Origin of the sequence: Acetobacter papayae JCM 25143 (genome assembly GCF_000613285.1) — a bacterium.
In the GTDB taxonomy this organism is placed as follows: Bacteria; Pseudomonadota; Alphaproteobacteria; order Acetobacterales; family Acetobacteraceae; genus Acetobacter; species Acetobacter papayae.
The window spans coordinates 15,874-31,681 of sequence record NZ_BAIN01000028.1 but is presented as its reverse complement, the minus strand read 5'-3'; the positions used below and the strand labels follow the sequence as shown (position 1 = coordinate 31,681).

The 15,808-nt window shown below is 61.3% G+C and carries 15 protein-coding genes and 6 pseudogenes; 8 read left to right on the top strand and 13 right to left on the bottom strand.

Annotated elements, in window-relative coordinates; all coding sequences use genetic code 11:
* From lptC to lptB, 3 genes and pseudogenes are all read left to right on the top strand, one after another.
* Positions 1-624, top strand: a 624-nt coding sequence (gene lptC, locus JCM25143_RS08455) for an LPS export ABC transporter periplasmic protein LptC (RefSeq protein ID WP_025860771.1), incomplete at its 5' end; no start/stop codon positions are given.
* 1 nt (position 625) lies between these two features.
* Positions 626-1,683 (top strand): annotated as a pseudogene (locus JCM25143_RS18080) (LptA/OstA family protein).
* 49 nt (positions 1,684-1,732) lie between these two features.
* Positions 1,733-2,490 (top strand): annotated as a pseudogene (gene lptB / locus JCM25143_RS18075) (LPS export ABC transporter ATP-binding protein).
* Here the strand turns inward: lptB and JCM25143_RS08440 are convergent.
* Together JCM25143_RS08440 and JCM25143_RS08435 are read right to left on the bottom strand one after the other, a co-directional pair.
* A complete protein-coding gene (locus JCM25143_RS08440; protein WP_025860770.1) occupies positions 2,487-3,326 on the bottom strand; it encodes an MOSC domain-containing protein in 840 nt (279 codons plus the stop codon). The pseudogene lptB and the gene JCM25143_RS08440 overlap by 4 nt on opposite strands.
* Positions 3,319-3,627: a hypothetical protein gene (locus tag JCM25143_RS08435; protein ID WP_025860769.1), complete on the bottom strand. Its 309-nt coding sequence runs from the start codon at positions 3,625-3,627 to the stop codon at positions 3,319-3,321. The genes JCM25143_RS08440 and JCM25143_RS08435 overlap by 8 nt, the downstream gene beginning before the upstream one ends.
* A 281-nt stretch (positions 3,628-3,908) precedes the next feature.
* Between JCM25143_RS08435 and hpf the strand changes: the two genes are divergently transcribed.
* Entirely contained in the window at positions 3,909-4,505 is a 597-nt protein-coding gene (gene hpf, locus JCM25143_RS08425; RefSeq protein ID WP_025860767.1) for a ribosome hibernation-promoting factor, HPF/YfiA family, read from the top strand.
* A gap of 67 nt (positions 4,506-4,572) precedes the next feature.
* Here hpf and JCM25143_RS18070 read toward each other — a convergent pair whose 3' ends face one another.
* Positions 4,573-4,854 (bottom strand): hypothetical protein, encoded by a 282-nt coding sequence (locus tag JCM25143_RS18070; protein ID WP_234395135.1) that lies wholly within the window; start codon positions 4,852-4,854, stop codon positions 4,573-4,575.
* Between the two features lie 21 nt (positions 4,855-4,875).
* Positions 4,876-5,367: an Hsp20 family protein gene (locus JCM25143_RS08415; protein ID WP_025860765.1), complete on the bottom strand. Its 492-nt coding sequence runs from the start codon at positions 5,365-5,367 to the stop codon at positions 4,876-4,878.
* A 326-nt stretch (positions 5,368-5,693) separates the two neighbouring features.
* Here JCM25143_RS08415 and def point away from each other — a divergent pair, with 326 nt between their 5' ends.
* From def to truA, 3 genes and pseudogenes are all read left to right on the top strand, one after another.
* Positions 5,694-6,254, top strand: coding sequence for a peptide deformylase (gene def, locus JCM25143_RS08405; RefSeq protein ID WP_025860764.1), 561 nt, complete (start codon positions 5,694-5,696; stop codon positions 6,252-6,254).
* A 35-nt stretch (positions 6,255-6,289) separates the two neighbouring features.
* Positions 6,290-7,224 (top strand): annotated as a pseudogene (gene fmt / locus JCM25143_RS18065) (methionyl-tRNA formyltransferase).
* Complete coding sequence (gene truA, locus JCM25143_RS08395) at positions 7,217-8,011, top strand: tRNA pseudouridine(38-40) synthase TruA (RefSeq protein WP_025860762.1); 795 nt, start codon at positions 7,217-7,219, stop codon at positions 8,009-8,011. Before fmt ends, truA begins: the two are co-directional and overlap by 8 nt.
* Positions 8,012-8,036: 25 nt before the next feature.
* Here truA and JCM25143_RS08390 read toward each other — a convergent pair whose 3' ends face one another.
* The 8 genes and pseudogenes from JCM25143_RS08390 to rpmH all read right to left on the bottom strand — a co-directional run bounded on the left by JCM25143_RS08390 (position 8,037) and on the right by rpmH (position 14,781).
* On the bottom strand, positions 8,037-8,687 hold the full coding sequence (locus JCM25143_RS08390; protein WP_234395134.1) for a hypothetical protein: 651 nt from the start codon (positions 8,685-8,687) through the stop codon (positions 8,037-8,039).
* A pseudogene (gene dapE, locus JCM25143_RS18060) lies at positions 8,684-9,867 on the bottom strand (succinyl-diaminopimelate desuccinylase). The gene JCM25143_RS08390 and the pseudogene dapE overlap by 4 nt, the downstream one beginning before the upstream one ends.
* A gap of 30 nt (positions 9,868-9,897) precedes the next feature.
* Positions 9,898-10,745: pseudogene (gene dapD, locus JCM25143_RS18055) on the bottom strand (2,3,4,5-tetrahydropyridine-2,6-dicarboxylate N-succinyltransferase).
* A 71-nt stretch (positions 10,746-10,816) separates the two neighbouring features.
* Positions 10,817-11,734 carry an acetylglutamate kinase gene (gene argB / locus JCM25143_RS08375; protein WP_025860760.1) on the bottom strand — a complete coding sequence of 306 codons (918 nt, stop codon included), beginning with the start codon at positions 11,732-11,734 and terminating at the stop codon, positions 10,817-10,819.
* A 38-nt stretch (positions 11,735-11,772) separates the two neighbouring features.
* Complete coding sequence (yihA, locus tag JCM25143_RS18050; protein ID WP_035370789.1) at positions 11,773-12,444, bottom strand: ribosome biogenesis GTP-binding protein YihA/YsxC; 672 nt, start codon at positions 12,442-12,444, stop codon at positions 11,773-11,775.
* Positions 12,441-14,206: pseudogene (gene yidC / locus JCM25143_RS25400) on the bottom strand (membrane protein insertase YidC). The gene yihA and the pseudogene yidC overlap by 4 nt, the downstream one beginning before the upstream one ends.
* Positions 14,188-14,634 (bottom strand): ribonuclease P protein component, encoded by a 447-nt coding sequence (gene rnpA / locus JCM25143_RS18040; RefSeq protein WP_025860758.1) that lies wholly within the window; start codon positions 14,632-14,634, stop codon positions 14,188-14,190. The pseudogene yidC and the gene rnpA overlap by 19 nt, the downstream one beginning before the upstream one ends.
* A 12-nt stretch (positions 14,635-14,646) precedes the next feature.
* Complete coding sequence (gene rpmH / locus JCM25143_RS21460) at positions 14,647-14,781, bottom strand: 50S ribosomal protein L34 (RefSeq protein WP_081773530.1); 135 nt, start codon at positions 14,779-14,781, stop codon at positions 14,647-14,649.
* A gap of 165 nt (positions 14,782-14,946) precedes the next feature.
* On the opposite strand from rpmH, the gene JCM25143_RS08355 reads away from it, so the two are divergent.
* Positions 14,947-15,330, top strand: coding sequence for a hypothetical protein (locus JCM25143_RS08355; RefSeq protein WP_025860757.1), 384 nt, complete (start codon positions 14,947-14,949; stop codon positions 15,328-15,330).
* Between the two features lie 69 nt (positions 15,331-15,399).
* Here the strand turns inward: JCM25143_RS08355 and gloA are convergent, their stop codons facing one another.
* Positions 15,400-15,792: a lactoylglutathione lyase gene (gloA, locus tag JCM25143_RS08350; protein ID WP_025860755.1), complete on the bottom strand. Its 393-nt coding sequence runs from the start codon at positions 15,790-15,792 to the stop codon at positions 15,400-15,402.
* Positions 15,793-15,808 lie beyond the last annotated feature (16 nt).

Genomic DNA, 15,808 nt, shown 5'->3' with positions numbered 1-15,808 from the left:
GACAGCGCCAATCTGGCCCGCCGCCGTACCCTGCTGCGCCGCGCCAAATGGGCGCTACCCGCCGCCGCCCTGCTGCTGCTGGGCAGCATCATCGCATGGCCCGAGGTGGAGCACTTGCTCAGCGCCAACAAAACGGTGCTGCGTGAACTGGCCAATATCCGTATTGAAAGTGGCAACCTCGTGGGGGCCACCTATCGCGGGGTGGACGAGCAGCAGCGTCCCTTCATGATCACGGCGGACAGCGCACACCAGATCAATGACAACCGCATGGACCTGACCAGCCCGGTGGCGGATATCCTGCCCCAGTCAGGTGGGTGGATGCTGGCTCGCTCGGCCAAGGGCGTTTACATGCAGCACGCGCACCTGCTGGACCTGACTGGTGATGTCACGCTTTACCGCAGTGACGGGCTAATGATGCGCACCCCCATGGTCGATATCGATGTCAAACGCGGCATTGCCGCCTCCGACGCATGGGTGCATATCGAAGGCCCGTTCGGCCAGCTTGACGCGCAGGGATTCCTGCTATCCCAGCATGATGGCATCGCGCAGTTTCGCGGCCCCGGGCGGCTTATCATCAATGATGACCGCCACAGCACCCCGGACCAGAGCAAAAAGGCGTCCTGACATGCGTACTGTCCCCCCTTTCCTGTCCGGGTTCCTGCGCCAGCGCCCTGCCCGCACCGGCGTTCTGCTGTCCGGCCTTGCGCTGGCGGCTCTCACGCTCCATCGCCCCGCCCATGCGCAGGCCATCGACATGTCGCATGGTGGGCAGATTACCGTTACCGCGGCTGGCGGGTTTGACTGGGACCAGAACCAGAAAAAGGTCACGGCCTATGATCAGGCCAAGGCTGTGCGGGGCGATGTCACCGTCACGGCGGACAAGCTGATCGCCTTTTACCGCAAGAAAGCGCCAGCCGATGGCACCCCGGCGGCAGCCCCCGGCACGCCTCCGGCCAATGGCGGCACGCCGCCCGCTTCCACCCAGCCGGATGCCACACAGGCTGGCGCGGACAAAAAAACCGCGCCCAAAGCTGATGACGGGCAGGATTCGGGGGCCAACGAAATCTACCGGCTTGAAGCCATTGGTCATGTGCATATCTACACCCAGACCGATCAGGCTTGGGGCGACCACGCGGTTTATGACATCGATCAGCCACCATGGTCATGACCGGCAAGAACATGAAGCTGACTACCCCGCAAGATGTGCTGACCGCGCGGGATTCGATGGAATATTATGCCCAGCAGCATATTTCCATCGGCCGTGGCAACGCCACCGTCACCACCAATGACCAGCGCCAGATCCGCGCTGATGTGCTGGTTGGCTACAGCGCCCCCAATACCCCGGCGGATGACAAGACAGCCAAGACGGATAAACCCGCCGCTGATGGTACGTCGCCCATGGAAAACGGTTCGGGCAAGCTGGAAAAAGTGAACGCGTTCGGCCATGTCTGGGTACGAACCCAGACAGAAACCGTTACAGGGGATCGTGGTGTTTACGTGCCTGATACCGGCATTGCCCGTATCGTGGGCAATGTACACATCACCCGCGGGGCGAACCAGATTCAGGGTGCTGCCGCCATCATCAACATGCACACGGGTCTGGCAACCATGTCGGAACTGCCGGGCGGACGGGTGAGCGGCGTGGTTGTTCCCGCCAACGCCGATACATCGGACAGGAAATAGGCATGACCCTGGAAACAGAGCAGATGCACTCCCCCTCTGAGGTTCTGACATGGCCGCCACCAGCATGACCGGCATAAACACACCGGGTAATGGCCTGTTCGCGCACGGGATTGGCAAAAGCTACAAAAAGCGTGAAGTGGTCAAGAATGTCTCGATTGAGGTGCATCGGGGCGAGGCCGTGGGCCTGCTTGGCCCCAATGGTGCGGGCAAGACCACCAGCTTTTACATGATCGTTGGGCTGATCCAGCCCGATACAGGCTCCATTACCCTTGATGGCGCAGATATAACCCACCTGCCATGTACCGCCGCGCACGGCTGGGCATTGGCTATCTGCCGCAGGAAGCCAGTATTTTCCGTGGCCTGAATGTTGAACAGAACATCATGGCGGCACTGGAAGTTGTGGAATCCGACCCAGACCAGCGCCAGATGATGCTCGACAGCCTGCTGGGCGAATTCGGCATTTCCCACCTGCGGCGTTCACCCTCGCTCGCCCTGTCCGGCGGTGAGCGTCGGCGTCTTGAAATCGCACGCGCACTGGCCAGCCAGCCCCATTACATCCTGCTGGACGAACCTCTGGCCGGGATCGACCCTATTGCCGTGGGTGAAATCCGTGATCTGGTCTCGCACCTCAAGGATCGTGGCATTGGCGTGCTGATCACCGACCACAATGTGCGTGAAACGCTCGAGGTTATCGACCGCGCCTATATCATGCATAGCGGGCAGGTACTGATGCAGGGCGTGCCGGAAGAAATTGTGGCGCATGAAGATGTGCGCCGCGTCTATCTGGGCGAGAGCTTCTCGCTCTAGCCCGCCAGAACGAGGTTGGAAGGGCCGCGCTCGAGCACTTCAACCTTGTCTCCCGCCGTGATCACGCCGGTTTTTTCCACAATGGCATTCTGCGCGAACATGATGCCCTCGCTGGCCCGGCGGAACTGTGCCAGCGTGCCCAAAGGCTCACCCGATGTGGGAATTTGGCCAGTATGCTGGTCCACCGTTGTCACCACACACCGCGCGCAGGCTGCCACGATACGGATTAGCGCCGTGCCAATGGACAGAAGGCGCCAGCCGTCCTCCTCCCACGGTAAGGCACCATCGACCACGATATTCGCGCGAAAACGGTTCATGGGGATAGCGGGTTTGGGGGCAAGGCGTGCGTTCAGGTCCGCCAGAGATGCCATGCTGGCAACCAGCAGAGGATAACCATCCGCAAAGGACACCGGAACATCCTCGCCCGACAGGGAGCGTATCCGCGCAAGCTCCGGCACATGCATCCAGACCAGACGGCAGGGCCGCGCCAGCGCCTCGGACAGCCAGTGGGCCGCTGCGTCACCCGCGTCACGCGCGCGCACCGTATCGTTCCACACGGTAACGGCAAGCTGCGGGGCCTCTACATCAGGAAAGCGAACCGGACAGGGCCTGCTGCCCGCACGTGTCAGGGTCAAGCCTTCGGATGTGGGAATAGGCGTTATCAGCGCCATAGCGCGGCAGGCTCTTTGCGTCAGAAACTGGCCGCCGGGTTCCACCACCATCCAGCGCCGGTCGCCCTCCAGCCCCCATGGCCGAACCAGTGCCGCAGGCGGGGTCAGGCCATGCAGCCCTTTGACGGGATAGAGATGCACACTGGCAAGAGACAGTTCACCCATGGTGCCCCCGTTCGACAACTGGCGGCGCAAACACGGCCGGTGGCGGGGCCTCCAGCATAATGGGGGGCGCTACCGGCGCGGGCTCCGCGCGCTCTGGCGCCAGTAGTTTAACGGGAATATGCAGCATGCCCGCAGGCTGTTTAGCCCGTGTATCATGCGGGTGTGTTGCGTGCATCATGTGCCACATCAACCCACCATAAGCCAGCGCCAGAAAAGCCAGACAGCCGAGCCTGATCCGCCACTGCCAGGGACTGCGCGGCATGCGGGGCATGGTGTCCGCCAGGGAAGAACGCAGGAGCATGGTGGCTCTCCTTCAGAATCCGGCCCATCTGGTTGGCTCTGTATTTCATGGTTACGCATTCGTGCCCGAGCGATGCAACCCTGCCCTGCTCTGCCGCATTAAAACTTTAACAAAGACATGGACACGCCCCCAGAAGGCGTGCCCAAATAGCAAACGAAGCGTTGCGGTGTCCACCCGCGACGCAGAAGGGCAAACCGCCCGGGCCTGAATCCGCGTGCGGATTGACGCCGCCTTTTCAGGCTCGCTCGGCTCTGCCTGTCAGCAGCAAGGAGCGATGTCCTATGCATATACAGGTTTCCGGTAAACAGGTTGACCTTTCCAGCGCCCTGAAACATCGGGTCAACGCGCATCTCGGCACCCTGGCTGAACGATACTTTGACAAAGGGCTGGAAGCGCAGGTGACATTCAGCCGGGCGCGCTCGTTCTTTACCTGCGATATCAATGTCCGCGCCGGACGCGGGCTTATCCTGCGTGGAGAAGGCGAGGCCTCGGATGCCAATGCCGCTTTTGATGACGCCGCCGAGCATATCGCCAAGCGTCTGCGCCGTTACCACCGCCGGGTCACGACCCACAGCCGTACCGCCCCACGGCAGGAACTGCCCCAAAAAGCGCGCTCCTATATTCTGCGCCCGGTCGATGAAAGCGAGCAGGCCACTCCGACGGAAGAAAGCCAGTCCCGGCCGGATGAAACCTACGCCACCATTATTGCCGAACAGCCTACCGATATCCCCCTGCTCGCGGTGGGAGAAGCCGTCATGCGGCTTGACCTCGCGGGGAGCGATTTCATGCTGTTCCGCAATGCGGGCAACCGGCAGATCAGCCTCGTTTACCGGCGTGACGATGGCAATATCGGCTGGGTGGATACCGCACCCGTCTGAACCGCACCGGGCCTAACACCCAGGCTGCACCATAAAAAAAGGGGCCGTTTCCGGCCCCTTTTCCCATTTATTGGCCCCAAGAACCCTTACTGGAGCGATGCGGGCACCATGTCATTTTGCATGATAGCCCCCCATGCTGTTTCCATGTCTTCCACCACGGCCAGAAGGGAGCCGTCGGCCGCGTAAATGGCGCAGCTTCCTCGCCATCTTCTGTCGTTGCGGGCCGCATATAGGCAACCTGCTGCAACCCCAGAGAACGGAACTGGACATCCGAAAGCTGGCGCACATCAAGCAGCGGTTCGGCCTTCAGCAACGCCGGGCCCCGGCTGTTTTCACTTGCACTTTTCATGGCGTCCTCCTTCTTGCGTGCTCAGCTATCACTCACATCCGTAACCGGACGGAGCACCCGGGCGGCAGAGCGGGGCTTGAGTGTCGCACCCGCGCGTTTCTGCCCACCCTGAATAATTTCGATCTGCTTGACCCGCACCTCGGGCTGGGGACGGAACAGATCGATATGCAGCAGGCCGTTATCCAGCCAAGCGCCGCCTGTTTCTATACCTTCCGCCAGAACGAACGCCTTCTGGAACTGGCGTGAAGCAATACCACGATGCAGGTAGACTTTCTCTTCACCCTCATCGGTCTGGCGACCACGGATCACGAGTTGGTTGTCTTCCTGAGTGATCTGTAAGTCTTCCATACGGAAACCGGCGACTGCAAGCGTAATGCGCAGCCCGTTCTGGGCAATCTGCTCGATATTGTAGGGCGGATAGCCATCTCCCGCCCCTTTGCCCGCGCGTTCGAGCATCTGTTCAAGATGGTCGAACCCCAAAAACATGGGCGACCCAAAAAGCCTGCCTGACATGGTGTAGAAGCCTCCTCCTTCCTGAGCGAGACAGAAGGCCGGACCCGTAACGGCGTTCCGGCTTTATTAACGATATGGGAGGTTCTGCCCCGCACGCAACCCCGACCCGCTATATATGGTGGGATGATGCCTTTTTTGGCCCAGAGTCTGTGGCTACGGAGTAACAACCATCACCCCGGAGCCTCCCGCACCAACGCAGGAAGCCCGATCAGGCTATGCTAACGGGGCTTGCAGCGGGTGCAGCCACTGTTGCAGCCCGGCCACTTTGTCATGTGCGGGCTGCTTTTCTTCTGGCATCTGCCTGACAGGAGGCTAAATCCGCCTTTATGACAGACGCACTCCTTACCAATGCCGCCTTTGCCGCCGCAGCAGCACAGGCGACGCCGCTTGAAATCCTGACGCCGCCCCACCCGGTGCTTCGCCAGAAGGCCCGGCCCGTGCGCCCAGAAGATATGCAGGACATCCGTGCTGTGCTGCCCGGCATGTTCGCCGCCATGTATGCCGCCCCCGGCATTGGTCTGGCCGCCCCGCAGGTGGGCATAAGCCAGCGTTTCCTGCTGGTTGATCTGGGCGAAAAAGACGCCCGCGATCCGCTGATCATGATCAACCCCGAGATCATCCGCGAAACCGATGCCATGAACATACATGAGGAAGGCTGTCTGTCGCTGCCCAATCAGTATGCCGAAGTTGCCCGCCCCGAGGGTGTGCGCGTGCGCTGGACCGGCATTGATGGCGCAACCATCGAACGCGACACAAGCGGCTTGCTGGCCACCTGCATCCAGCACGAGATGGACCACCTCGAGGGCATCCTGTTTGTGGATCACCTGTCCACCCTGCGCCGCAACATGATCCTGCGTCGGCTGGCCAAGGAACTCAAACGCGCCTGAGTGCGCAAAGACCCGTTAGCAGAAAGCCCCGGTTCATGCGTCTTGTCTTCATGGGCACGCCCGATTTTGCCGTGCCCGCCCTGCGTGCGCTGCACGCACATGGGCATGATATCGCCGCCGTCTATTCCCAGCCGCCACGCCCTGCGGGCCGGGGCAAGGCCGTGCGCCCCTCCCCCGTACAGCGCGCCGCCGAAGAACTGGGGCTGGAAGTGCGGCACCCGGTTTCCCTGCGCGCCAATCAGACCGAATGGGACTCCTTTGCCGCATTGCAGGCCGATGCCGCCATTGTCGCGGCCTATGGCTGATTCTGCCGCCTGCCATGCTGACAGCCCCCCGGCTGGGCTGCCTGAACATCCATGCCAGCCTGCTGCCCCGCTGGCGTGGGGCCTCTCCCATCCAGAGCGCCATTCTGGCAGGGGATACAAAAAGCGGCGTGACCATCATGCAGATGGAAGCCGGGCTGGATACCGGCCCCATGCTGCGGGCCGACAGCGTGCCTATTACCGCCGCCACAACCGCCTCTACCCTGCACGACCAGCTTGCCCTCATGGGGGCCGAACTGGTGCTGCATGTGCTGGCGGAAGGCGCGGCTCCCAAGACCCAGCCAGAAGAGGGTGTTACCTACGCCCCCCGCCTTACGCGCGAGGATGGGCGTATCAACTGGCAGGAGAGTGCGACGGCCATTGACCGCCGTATCCGCGCCCTCACCCCATGGCCCGGCACCTTCACCACTCTGCCAGATGGTACGATTATCAAGATCGGGGCGGCGGCACTCTCGGACGATCAGCCGCATGCGCCACCCGGCACCATTCTGGATGACCGTCTGAGCATCGCCTGTGGCGAAGGCTCTATCCGCCTGCTGGCCCTGCAACGGCCCGGACGTGGCATGATGCAGGCCGATGCCTTCCTGCGTGGCCAGACCCTGCCCGCAGGCCTGCGACTGGGCGAAGCCACCACCACCCATGACTGACGAAGCCGCGATCCAGCGCTGGGCTGTCAAAATCGAATATGACGGCGCAGGGCTTGTTGGCTGGCAGCGCCAGTCTTCCGGCCTGTCCGTGCAGGCCTTGCTGGAAGAAGCGGCGAGCAGACTGGCTGGCGGCGCAACTGTGGGCAGCATTACCGCCGGGCGGACAGATGCAGGCGTGCATGCGCTAGCGCAGGTCGCGCATCTGGATTTTCCCACAGGGCTGAAACTCACCCCCCATGCCGTGCGCGAGGGGCTGAGCTTTCATCTCAAACCCCACGCTGTTGTGGTTGTGGATGCCGCAGCGGTTCCGCTGGACTGGAGTGCGCGGTTTTCCGCCACATGGCGCTCTTACCGCTACCGTATTCTCAACCGCCGTGCGCGCCCGGCACTGGTAGCGGGCCATGTCTGGCATGTTAAATCACCACTAAATGCCGAGCGCATGAACGAAGCCGCCAGCCTGCTGCTGGGCATGCACGACTTTACCTCGTTCCGCGCAGTTGCCTGTCAGGCCAGAAGCCCCCTGCGCACGCTTGATCATCTGGCCGTGCAGCGCGATGGGGATGAAATTTTGGTAACCGCGAAAGCGCGGTCTTTCCTGCACCATCAGGTGCGCAACATGGTGGGCACACTCAAGCTGGTCGGCACTGGCCAGTGGACACCTGAGCGGGTTATGCAGGCACTCGCAGCACGCGACCGCTCCGCCGCCGGGCCAACAGCACCAGCGGAAGGGCTTTACCTGAGCGGTGTCGGGTATGACCCCGACCCTTTTACCCAAGCGCGGCACTGACGCAGCGCACAGGCATCAAACCGGTTTAAAAGTCTAGGGTCGCACCCTGCTCAGGACTGCGTGTTGCCACCCACCATGGCTGGAGCAGATCATGCATGAACAGGTAGTGGGGCGGCAGGAGTGCTACGAGTGCATACAGCACGAAACAGGCCAGAAGCACCGACAGGTAGAGCACGATTGCACGGCCCGCACCAAGCTCCAGCCCTACCCGTGCAACAAACCATTGCAGCCACATTTCATACACGGTCGCCACAAACACCAGAGCCACCATAAAGGATGGCTCCTTGACAAGGGCCGGGAACAACAGAACCGCCAGAACCGTGCAGACCAGAGACACCAGCACGATCATCCAGTTACACCAGGTGGCAGCAGTCATGTAGCGCAGCCACAGACCCTCACGCCCCCAGCGCCGGGCATAGGCGTGGGAAATAACCAGCGGCATCAGCAACACACAGAACGACAACAGCAGCTTGACCAGTTCCATAACCGTGTCGGGCTGCAGAAAAACCTGCAAACCACCGACCAGAACAAAGGCAAGCTGGGGGGCCATGGCCGCACCAAGCGCGTTGGTGGTGCCTTCAAAACACGCAAGGCCTTCCCTGCGTCCGCTGGACAGCAGCAGCATGCCTTGTACGATGCGCTTGACCACGCCCATTGGTTTGCCGTCTGAAATCACGCGCACACCTCTTGCAGAAAAGTCTGGTAAATACAGGTCAGCTTCTCAAAATCATCCAGCGCGGCATGTTCATCCACCTTGTGGATGCTGGCCCCGACCAGCCCGAATTCGGAAACCGGGCAATACTGCGCGATAAAGCGCGCATCTGACGTGCCGCCCCCGGTATCGAGCTTGGGCTCAAGCCCCGTTACCTTCTGAATGGCCGCTACCAGCGCACGGGTTTCGCGCCCCGGCTGGGTCAGGAAAGATTCTCCACTAATTCTGGCCGTAACGGTAGAGCGTGGCGCATGCTGGCGACAAAGCGTTTCAACCCAGCCTATCAGAGCCTTGCCGGTATGCAGGTCATTAAAGCGGATATTCAGTTGTGCCTGAGCCGCGCGGGAATGACGTTAGTGGCATCGTTGCCGATATCAATGCTTGTTACCTGCAGGGATGACGGCTCGAAATACTGGGTGCCATGGTCCAGAGGTGTGGCGCGCAGGGCCTCCAGCACGGCCAGCAGCCGGTGCGCCGGATTATCGGCCCGCTGCGGGTAGGCCACATGCCCCTGCGTACCTTCCACCACAATCTGTGCGTTCAAGCTACCACGGCGCCCGACCTTGACCATCTCACCCAGAACGCGGGGGTTGGTCGGCTCACCCACCAGACAGTAATCGGGTATCTGGTCGTGTGCCTGCATCCATTCCAGCACCTTGCTGGTGCCATAGGTGGCCGGGCCTTCCTCATCGCCTGTAATCAGCAGGCTGATGGAACCCTGCACGCCACCAGCCGCAACCTGCCGGGCCACGGCGGCCACAAACGCGGCAATGCCGCCTTTCATGTCGCATGCACCGCGCCCGTATAACAGGCCATCAGCAATATGCGCTTCATAAGGCGGGTAGCGCCAGTCATCCACCCGACCGGGAGGCACGACATCGGTATGCCCGGCGTAGCAGATATGCGGCCCGCCCGTGCCCAGACGGGCAAAGAAATTGGGGGTGCGTTCCGCCCCCTCGCCAAATGGCAGATGGGTGACGGAAAAGCCCAGAGTTTCCAGCATGCTGGCCAGCAGTTGCTGGCTCTCCCCCGGATCGGGGGAAACGGAAGGCAGGCGAATGAGCGCCTGCGCTACGGCCACAGGGTTGGACAGGTCACCCGGCCGCAATGTTGGGGCCGTGCAGGCTGTGCCATCCGTGGTCATTTCCGTCATGCCGGAGCCTCCTCTGCGCGATTAGTCGCGCAGCAGTTCGTTGATTGAAGTCTTGGAACGGGTGCGCTCATCAACACGCTTGACGATAACCGCGCAAGCCAGCGCCGGATTGGGGCGGCCATCGGCACCAACCGGTTGGAAGACGGCATGGTGCCTGGCACCACCACCGAGTAAGCCGGCACCCGGCCCATGTAGATTTCGCCCGTGGCGCGATCGACAATCTTGGTCGAAGCCCCAAGGAAAACGCCCATGGACAGCACGGAACCACGCTCCACGATCACGCCTTCCGCCACTTCCGAACGCGCGCCGATAAAGCAGTCATCTTCAATAATGACGGGGGCTGCCTGCAGGGGCTCCAGCACGCCGCCAATACCTGCACCACCGCTGATATGGCAGTTACGGCCGATCTGCGCACAGCTACCAACCGTGGCCCAAGTGTCCACCATGGTGCCGCTGCCGACATGTGCGCCAACATTGACAAAGCTCGGCATCAGCACCGCACCCGGAGCGATGAAGGCGGAACGGCGCACAACCGCACCCGGCACCACACGGAAACCAGCCGCATCAAAACGAGCCTGATCCCAGCCAGCGAATTTCAGCGGCACCTTGTCATAGGCCGGAGCGCCAGCAGCCCCTGCGGGCATGACCACACTGTCATTCAGGCGGAAAGAGAGCAGAACGGCCTTTTTCAGCCATTCATGCACCACCCAGCCACCGTCCTGCGGAGCCGCAACGCGCAGCTTGCCGGAATCCAGCGCTTCAAGCGCGCTTTCAATGGCGGCGCGGTCGGCCCCCTGAGTAGCGGAGGAAATGCCGTCACGCTTTTCCCAAAGGGTTTCAATATGCGCGCGGAGAGTTTCGTCAGTCATAACACACCGTCTGATGAAAAATGGGCCAGAAAAACAGATCGCCAGATAAAGGGGCCGCCGAGGCCGCCCCTTTAGTCAGCGCGGATCAGGGTGCCGGAACCCGATGCCGTAAACAGTTCGAGCAGGCAGGCATGGGGAATACGCCCGTCGATAATGACAGCCGCCCTCGCCCCGGCCTGCACCGCTTCGATACAGGTTTCCACCTTGGGGATCATCCCGCCGGTAATAACCCCATCCTCAATAGCCTTGCGGGCCTCGGTTGCGCTGAGTTCGGGAATGAGCTTGCCCTGAGCATCCAGAACGCCAGCTACATCCGTAAGCATCAGCAGGCGCGTGGCATGCACGGCCCCGGCTACGGCGCCGGCTGCGGTATCTGCATTGATGTTATAGGTCGCGCCATCTTCACCCAGACCCACGGGCGCGATGACCGGAATAAGGCCCGAACCCGACAGCGCATAAATCACGCGCGGGTCCACCTTGACCGGCTCGCCCACAAAGCCCAGATCCAGCACGCGCTCGATCTCGCTATCCGTATCGCGCACCGTCCGCTTGAGCTTGCGGGCGGTAATCATCTTACCGTCCTTGCCCGAAATCCCTACCGCCAGTGCACCAGCCGCACAGATCAGCTCCGCCACTTCCTTGTTGACGGAACCGGCCAGCACCATCTCGATCACATCCACCATATTGGCGTCGGTCACGCGCAGGCCATCGACAAAGGTGGAAGGAATATCCAGCCGCTTGAGCATCTGGTTGATCTGCGGCCCACCGCCATGCACCACCACGGGATTGATGCCAATCAGCTTGAGCAGGGCTATATCCCGCCCGAAGGTCTGGGCCAGATCGCGGTTACCCATGGCGTGGCCGCCGTATTTGACCACAATGGTATCGCCCGCATAGCGGCGCAGATAGGGCAGCGCACCCGCCAGAACGGCGGCCTCCTGTGCCGCGTCAAGCTGAAGACCGGAGGTAGGAACCTGAGGTTCGGTCATGTTCTGCAGTCCTGTTCGTCGTCTGTCGGCCACTCTGCTCACGGCAGAGCAAATTCCGCAAGTTCGGCCCTGAGCGCTTCCATACCCAGCCCGGTCTGGCTGCTTGTCAGTGTCAGATACGGGAAAGCCGCCGGATGTTTGGCAACAACCGCCTGCACCTCTTCCTGCTTGCGCGCAAGCGGGCCGGGTTTGACACTGTCACACTTGGTCAGCACCACCTGAAAACTGACAGCCGCACGGTCGAGCATGTCCATAACCTCACGGTCATGGGTTTTAAGCTCCACCCGCGCATCAAGCAGGAGCACGACCCGGCGCAGCACCGGACGGCCGCGCAGGTAGTCGAACATCATGTCCTGCCAGTCTTCCTTGATCGACTTGGCAGCGCGGGCATAGCCATAGCCCGGCATGTCCACCAGCATGAGCCGCCCGGCCAGATCAAAGAAATTGAGCTGCTTGGTGCGGCCCGGCTCGGAAGAAGCGCGCGCAAGTGTCTTGCGCCCCGTCAGGGCATTGACCAGACTGGACTTACCCACATTGGAGCGCCCGGCAAACGCGATTTCCGGCAGGGTGAGCGGCGGAAGCTGCCCCAGCTTCTGCGCACCAAACACAAAATCACATGAACCGGCAAAAAGCCGCCGCCCCTGTTCTAGGGCGGCGGCAATGTCGATGTCATTCTTCAGTTCCCTGAAGGTGGTAGGCCCGGTTGTCATTTTTTCTGCACCAGTTGCGGTTTGGCGTCAGCCGCGCGCAGGCGCCCCATGATGATAACCTGCTGCAACGCTGTAAGAATGTTGCTCCAGCAGTAATAGATCACCAGACCCACCGGCTGCCGCGCCATGAAGAAGGTAAACAGCAGCGGGATGAACATCATGACCTTCTGCTGGGCAGGGTCCATGTTGCTGGCGCTGGAGCTGACCTTCTGCATCAGGAACAGTGTGGCACCATACATGATGGGCCATGCACCCAGCACAAGGAACGGCATGATCTGTGTGGGGTCAAAAGGAATCAGACCGAACAGGTTGAACACGTTGGTGGGGTCAGGCGCCGAAAGATCCTTCACCCAGCCCACAAAGCCTGCATGACGCATTTCAATGGTCACATACAGGTCTTTGTAGAGGCACCAGAACACCGGAGCCTGAATGAACAGCGGCAGGAAACCGCCGAACATGCTCACGTTCTCCTTGCGATACAGCATCATGATATTCTGCTGTAGCGCCATCGGGTCGTCCTTGTGCCGCGCGCGGATCGCATCCACCTGCGGTTTCAGGCGCGCCATCTTCCAGGTCATGCGCATCTGCTTGATGGTCAGCGGCAGGAACACGACCTTTACGATCACGGTAAAGATCAGAAGGGCCCAGCCAAAGCTGCCGAACTGCTGATACAGCAGATCAAGCACGAAAAAGACCGGGCGCGTCAGGAAAGACAGCCAGCCAAAATCGACCGCTTTCCAGAACATGGGCACATGCAGCTGGGTTTCGTAGCGATCAAGCAGACGCACTTCCTTGGCACCGGCGAAGACATGCGCCAGCGAGGAAGACGTCGCACCCGGAGCCACCACAACGGGGGTAGCCCCGGTAAAGCCCACCTGATACTGCCCCTTTGTCGGCTGCCAGCCATAGCTGCCCACGACAGACGCTGTCTGGTCAGGCAGAACCGCCATCAGCCAATATTTATCGGTAATACCGGCCCAGCCGCCCGTGCCTGATGGCTCCACGAAATATCATCCGGCGGCGTACCGCCCGTGCGCACGGATTTGTAGGAACCTTCGTTCAGGCGTCCATCCACCACGGAAATGGGGCCTTCATGCACCAGCATGCCCCCGGTTTCTTCCGGTGTATACCCACGGTTGACCCGATAGAACGGATACAGCGTTACAGCCTGAGCCGTAGCGTTATGCACACGCTGCGTCAGCGTGAACATGAAGTCCTGATCGACCGCGATCTGCACTTCAAACGTCAGGCCCTGACCGTTATCCCAGCTCAGGGTCAGCGGGTGCTTGTCATCCAGCGTGGTGCCGGAGGCCTGCCACAGGCTCTGGCTATCGGGCAGGCGCACCTGTGTATCAGGTGCCGCACGCCAGCCAAAATCCACAAAGTCCGCACGGTCGGAAGCCACAGGGCTGAGCACGCGCACATCCGGGCTGTCTGGCTTGACGGTTTCGCGGTACTGCTTGAGCAGCAGGTCATCAAGCCGCGCACCGCGCAGGTTGATGCTGCCCATGACGGCAGGAGCATTAATGGCAACCCGGGCCGTGGCATCATTGGCCGCGGCTTCCTGCGCATCCGCATGCTCTGCCTCAGCCTTGCCATCAGCAGACGGGGCTGCGGCAGTGGACGACTTGTCCACCGACTGCGTTACAGCGGGAGGGGGTACGCTGGCAGTCTGCTGCTGTGCTTGCGGGAAAAAATACTCAAACCCGAAGAGCACCGCCGCTGACAGAAGAGTTGCCAGTATCAGACGTCTTGTATCCATAAGACCCTATCCATCATGCTCAAGCGCCCCGCCATGCCTATCGGGGGTCTAGCCATCTTTCTGGCAGAGCTTAGCGCCTTGCGGAAGTCAGACACAAGGGCGTCGAACGGGCGGGTCTGGGTTGCCGCGCGGCCTATCAGAACCAGATCAAGGCCATTGAGCGGGGTGTCACGCTCAACATTGCGCACAACCTCGCGCAGCCTGCGCCGAACCCGGTTACGCACCACCGCGTTGCCGACCTTTTTGGTTACCGTAAACCCTATCCGGGCGGCCCCGGTATCGGTCCTGCGGACAAGCTGGAGCACCAGCCCCGATACCGGGGCTTTGCGTCCACGTGCCGCCAGAAAAAGGAATTCCTTCCTTTTTTTAAGCCTGCCGGAACGCTCGGGAACAGGCTGAGCCTGTTCCGCTCCGCAGGAACCGTCGATCAAGACCGGAACTTAAGCGGAAAGACGCTTACGGCCCTTGCTACGACGGTTGGCAATGACCTTGCGGCCGCCTACGGTAGCCATACGGCTACGAAAGCCGTGACGACGCTTGCGGACCAGCCGGGACGGTTGATAAGTGCGCTTCATGGTGGCGCTCCCTTCGTTCTAAGAATCAGATATGCTTTGCCAGTGGCCGCCGGAGCACCACCCTCTTGAAGAGGCGGCTTATAGAGTTCAGATAAGGGAACGTCAATGGAGGGCGCAGAGTCGTCTTGCGTTCCTTCCCTACTTCCTTATCAGGGCCGGACTGGCATGACCTTTTTCTCTTCCGCGGCACGGGCCATCGTGCTGGCTTTCTGCCTTCCTGTCATGGGGGGGCTGCTCGGTGCCCTGCTAGGGCTTTCCCTGCCCGCGGCACTGTTTCCCCTGATCGGTGGCGCAGTTCTGGGTGCGTGGCTGAGCCTGCGCGCGAGAACAAACCACGTACCAGCGCCAGCCCCCACACCGGCTCTCCCCCGCGACCCGGACCCAAAACTACGGCATGACATCCGGGGTATTGTCAGCCCGGCCATGCTGGCGGCGGAGCAGCTCTCGCTCAGCCCCGACCCGCAGGTCAGCAAGGCTGGCACGACCATTAATGATTGTCTCGACCGCCTGACCGCCCGGCTGAAACAACAGCCACCACGCGCGGACTAAAACCCCGTCATGCGCGCCACTGCGCGCATGACAAACACCTGCAAGCCAAAAGACTCAGTGCCGAAACATTCAGTCAGGCCGCTGGATCAGTTCCACCTTGTAGCCATCGGGGTCTTCCACAAACGCGATGACGGTGGTGCCGAACTGAACAGGCCCGGCCTCACGCGTAACCTTGCCGCCCCCGGTCCGCACGACCTCTACCGTAGCCGCGACATCAGGCACGCCCAGAGCAAAATGCCCGAATCCGGTGCCGATCGCATAGCCATCGTCCTGCCCCCAGTTATAGGTCAGTTCAATTTCGGCCTGCCCGGCGGCATTGTCAGCAAAACCGATGAAAACCAATGTGTAACGGCCTTCCGGCACCTCGCGGCGGCGCAGTTCGCGCAGGCCGAGCAACCGGTAAAATGCCAGACTCGTATCCAGATCACGGACACGCACCATAGTATGCAGATAGCTGGGCATGGTGATTTTCTCCCTT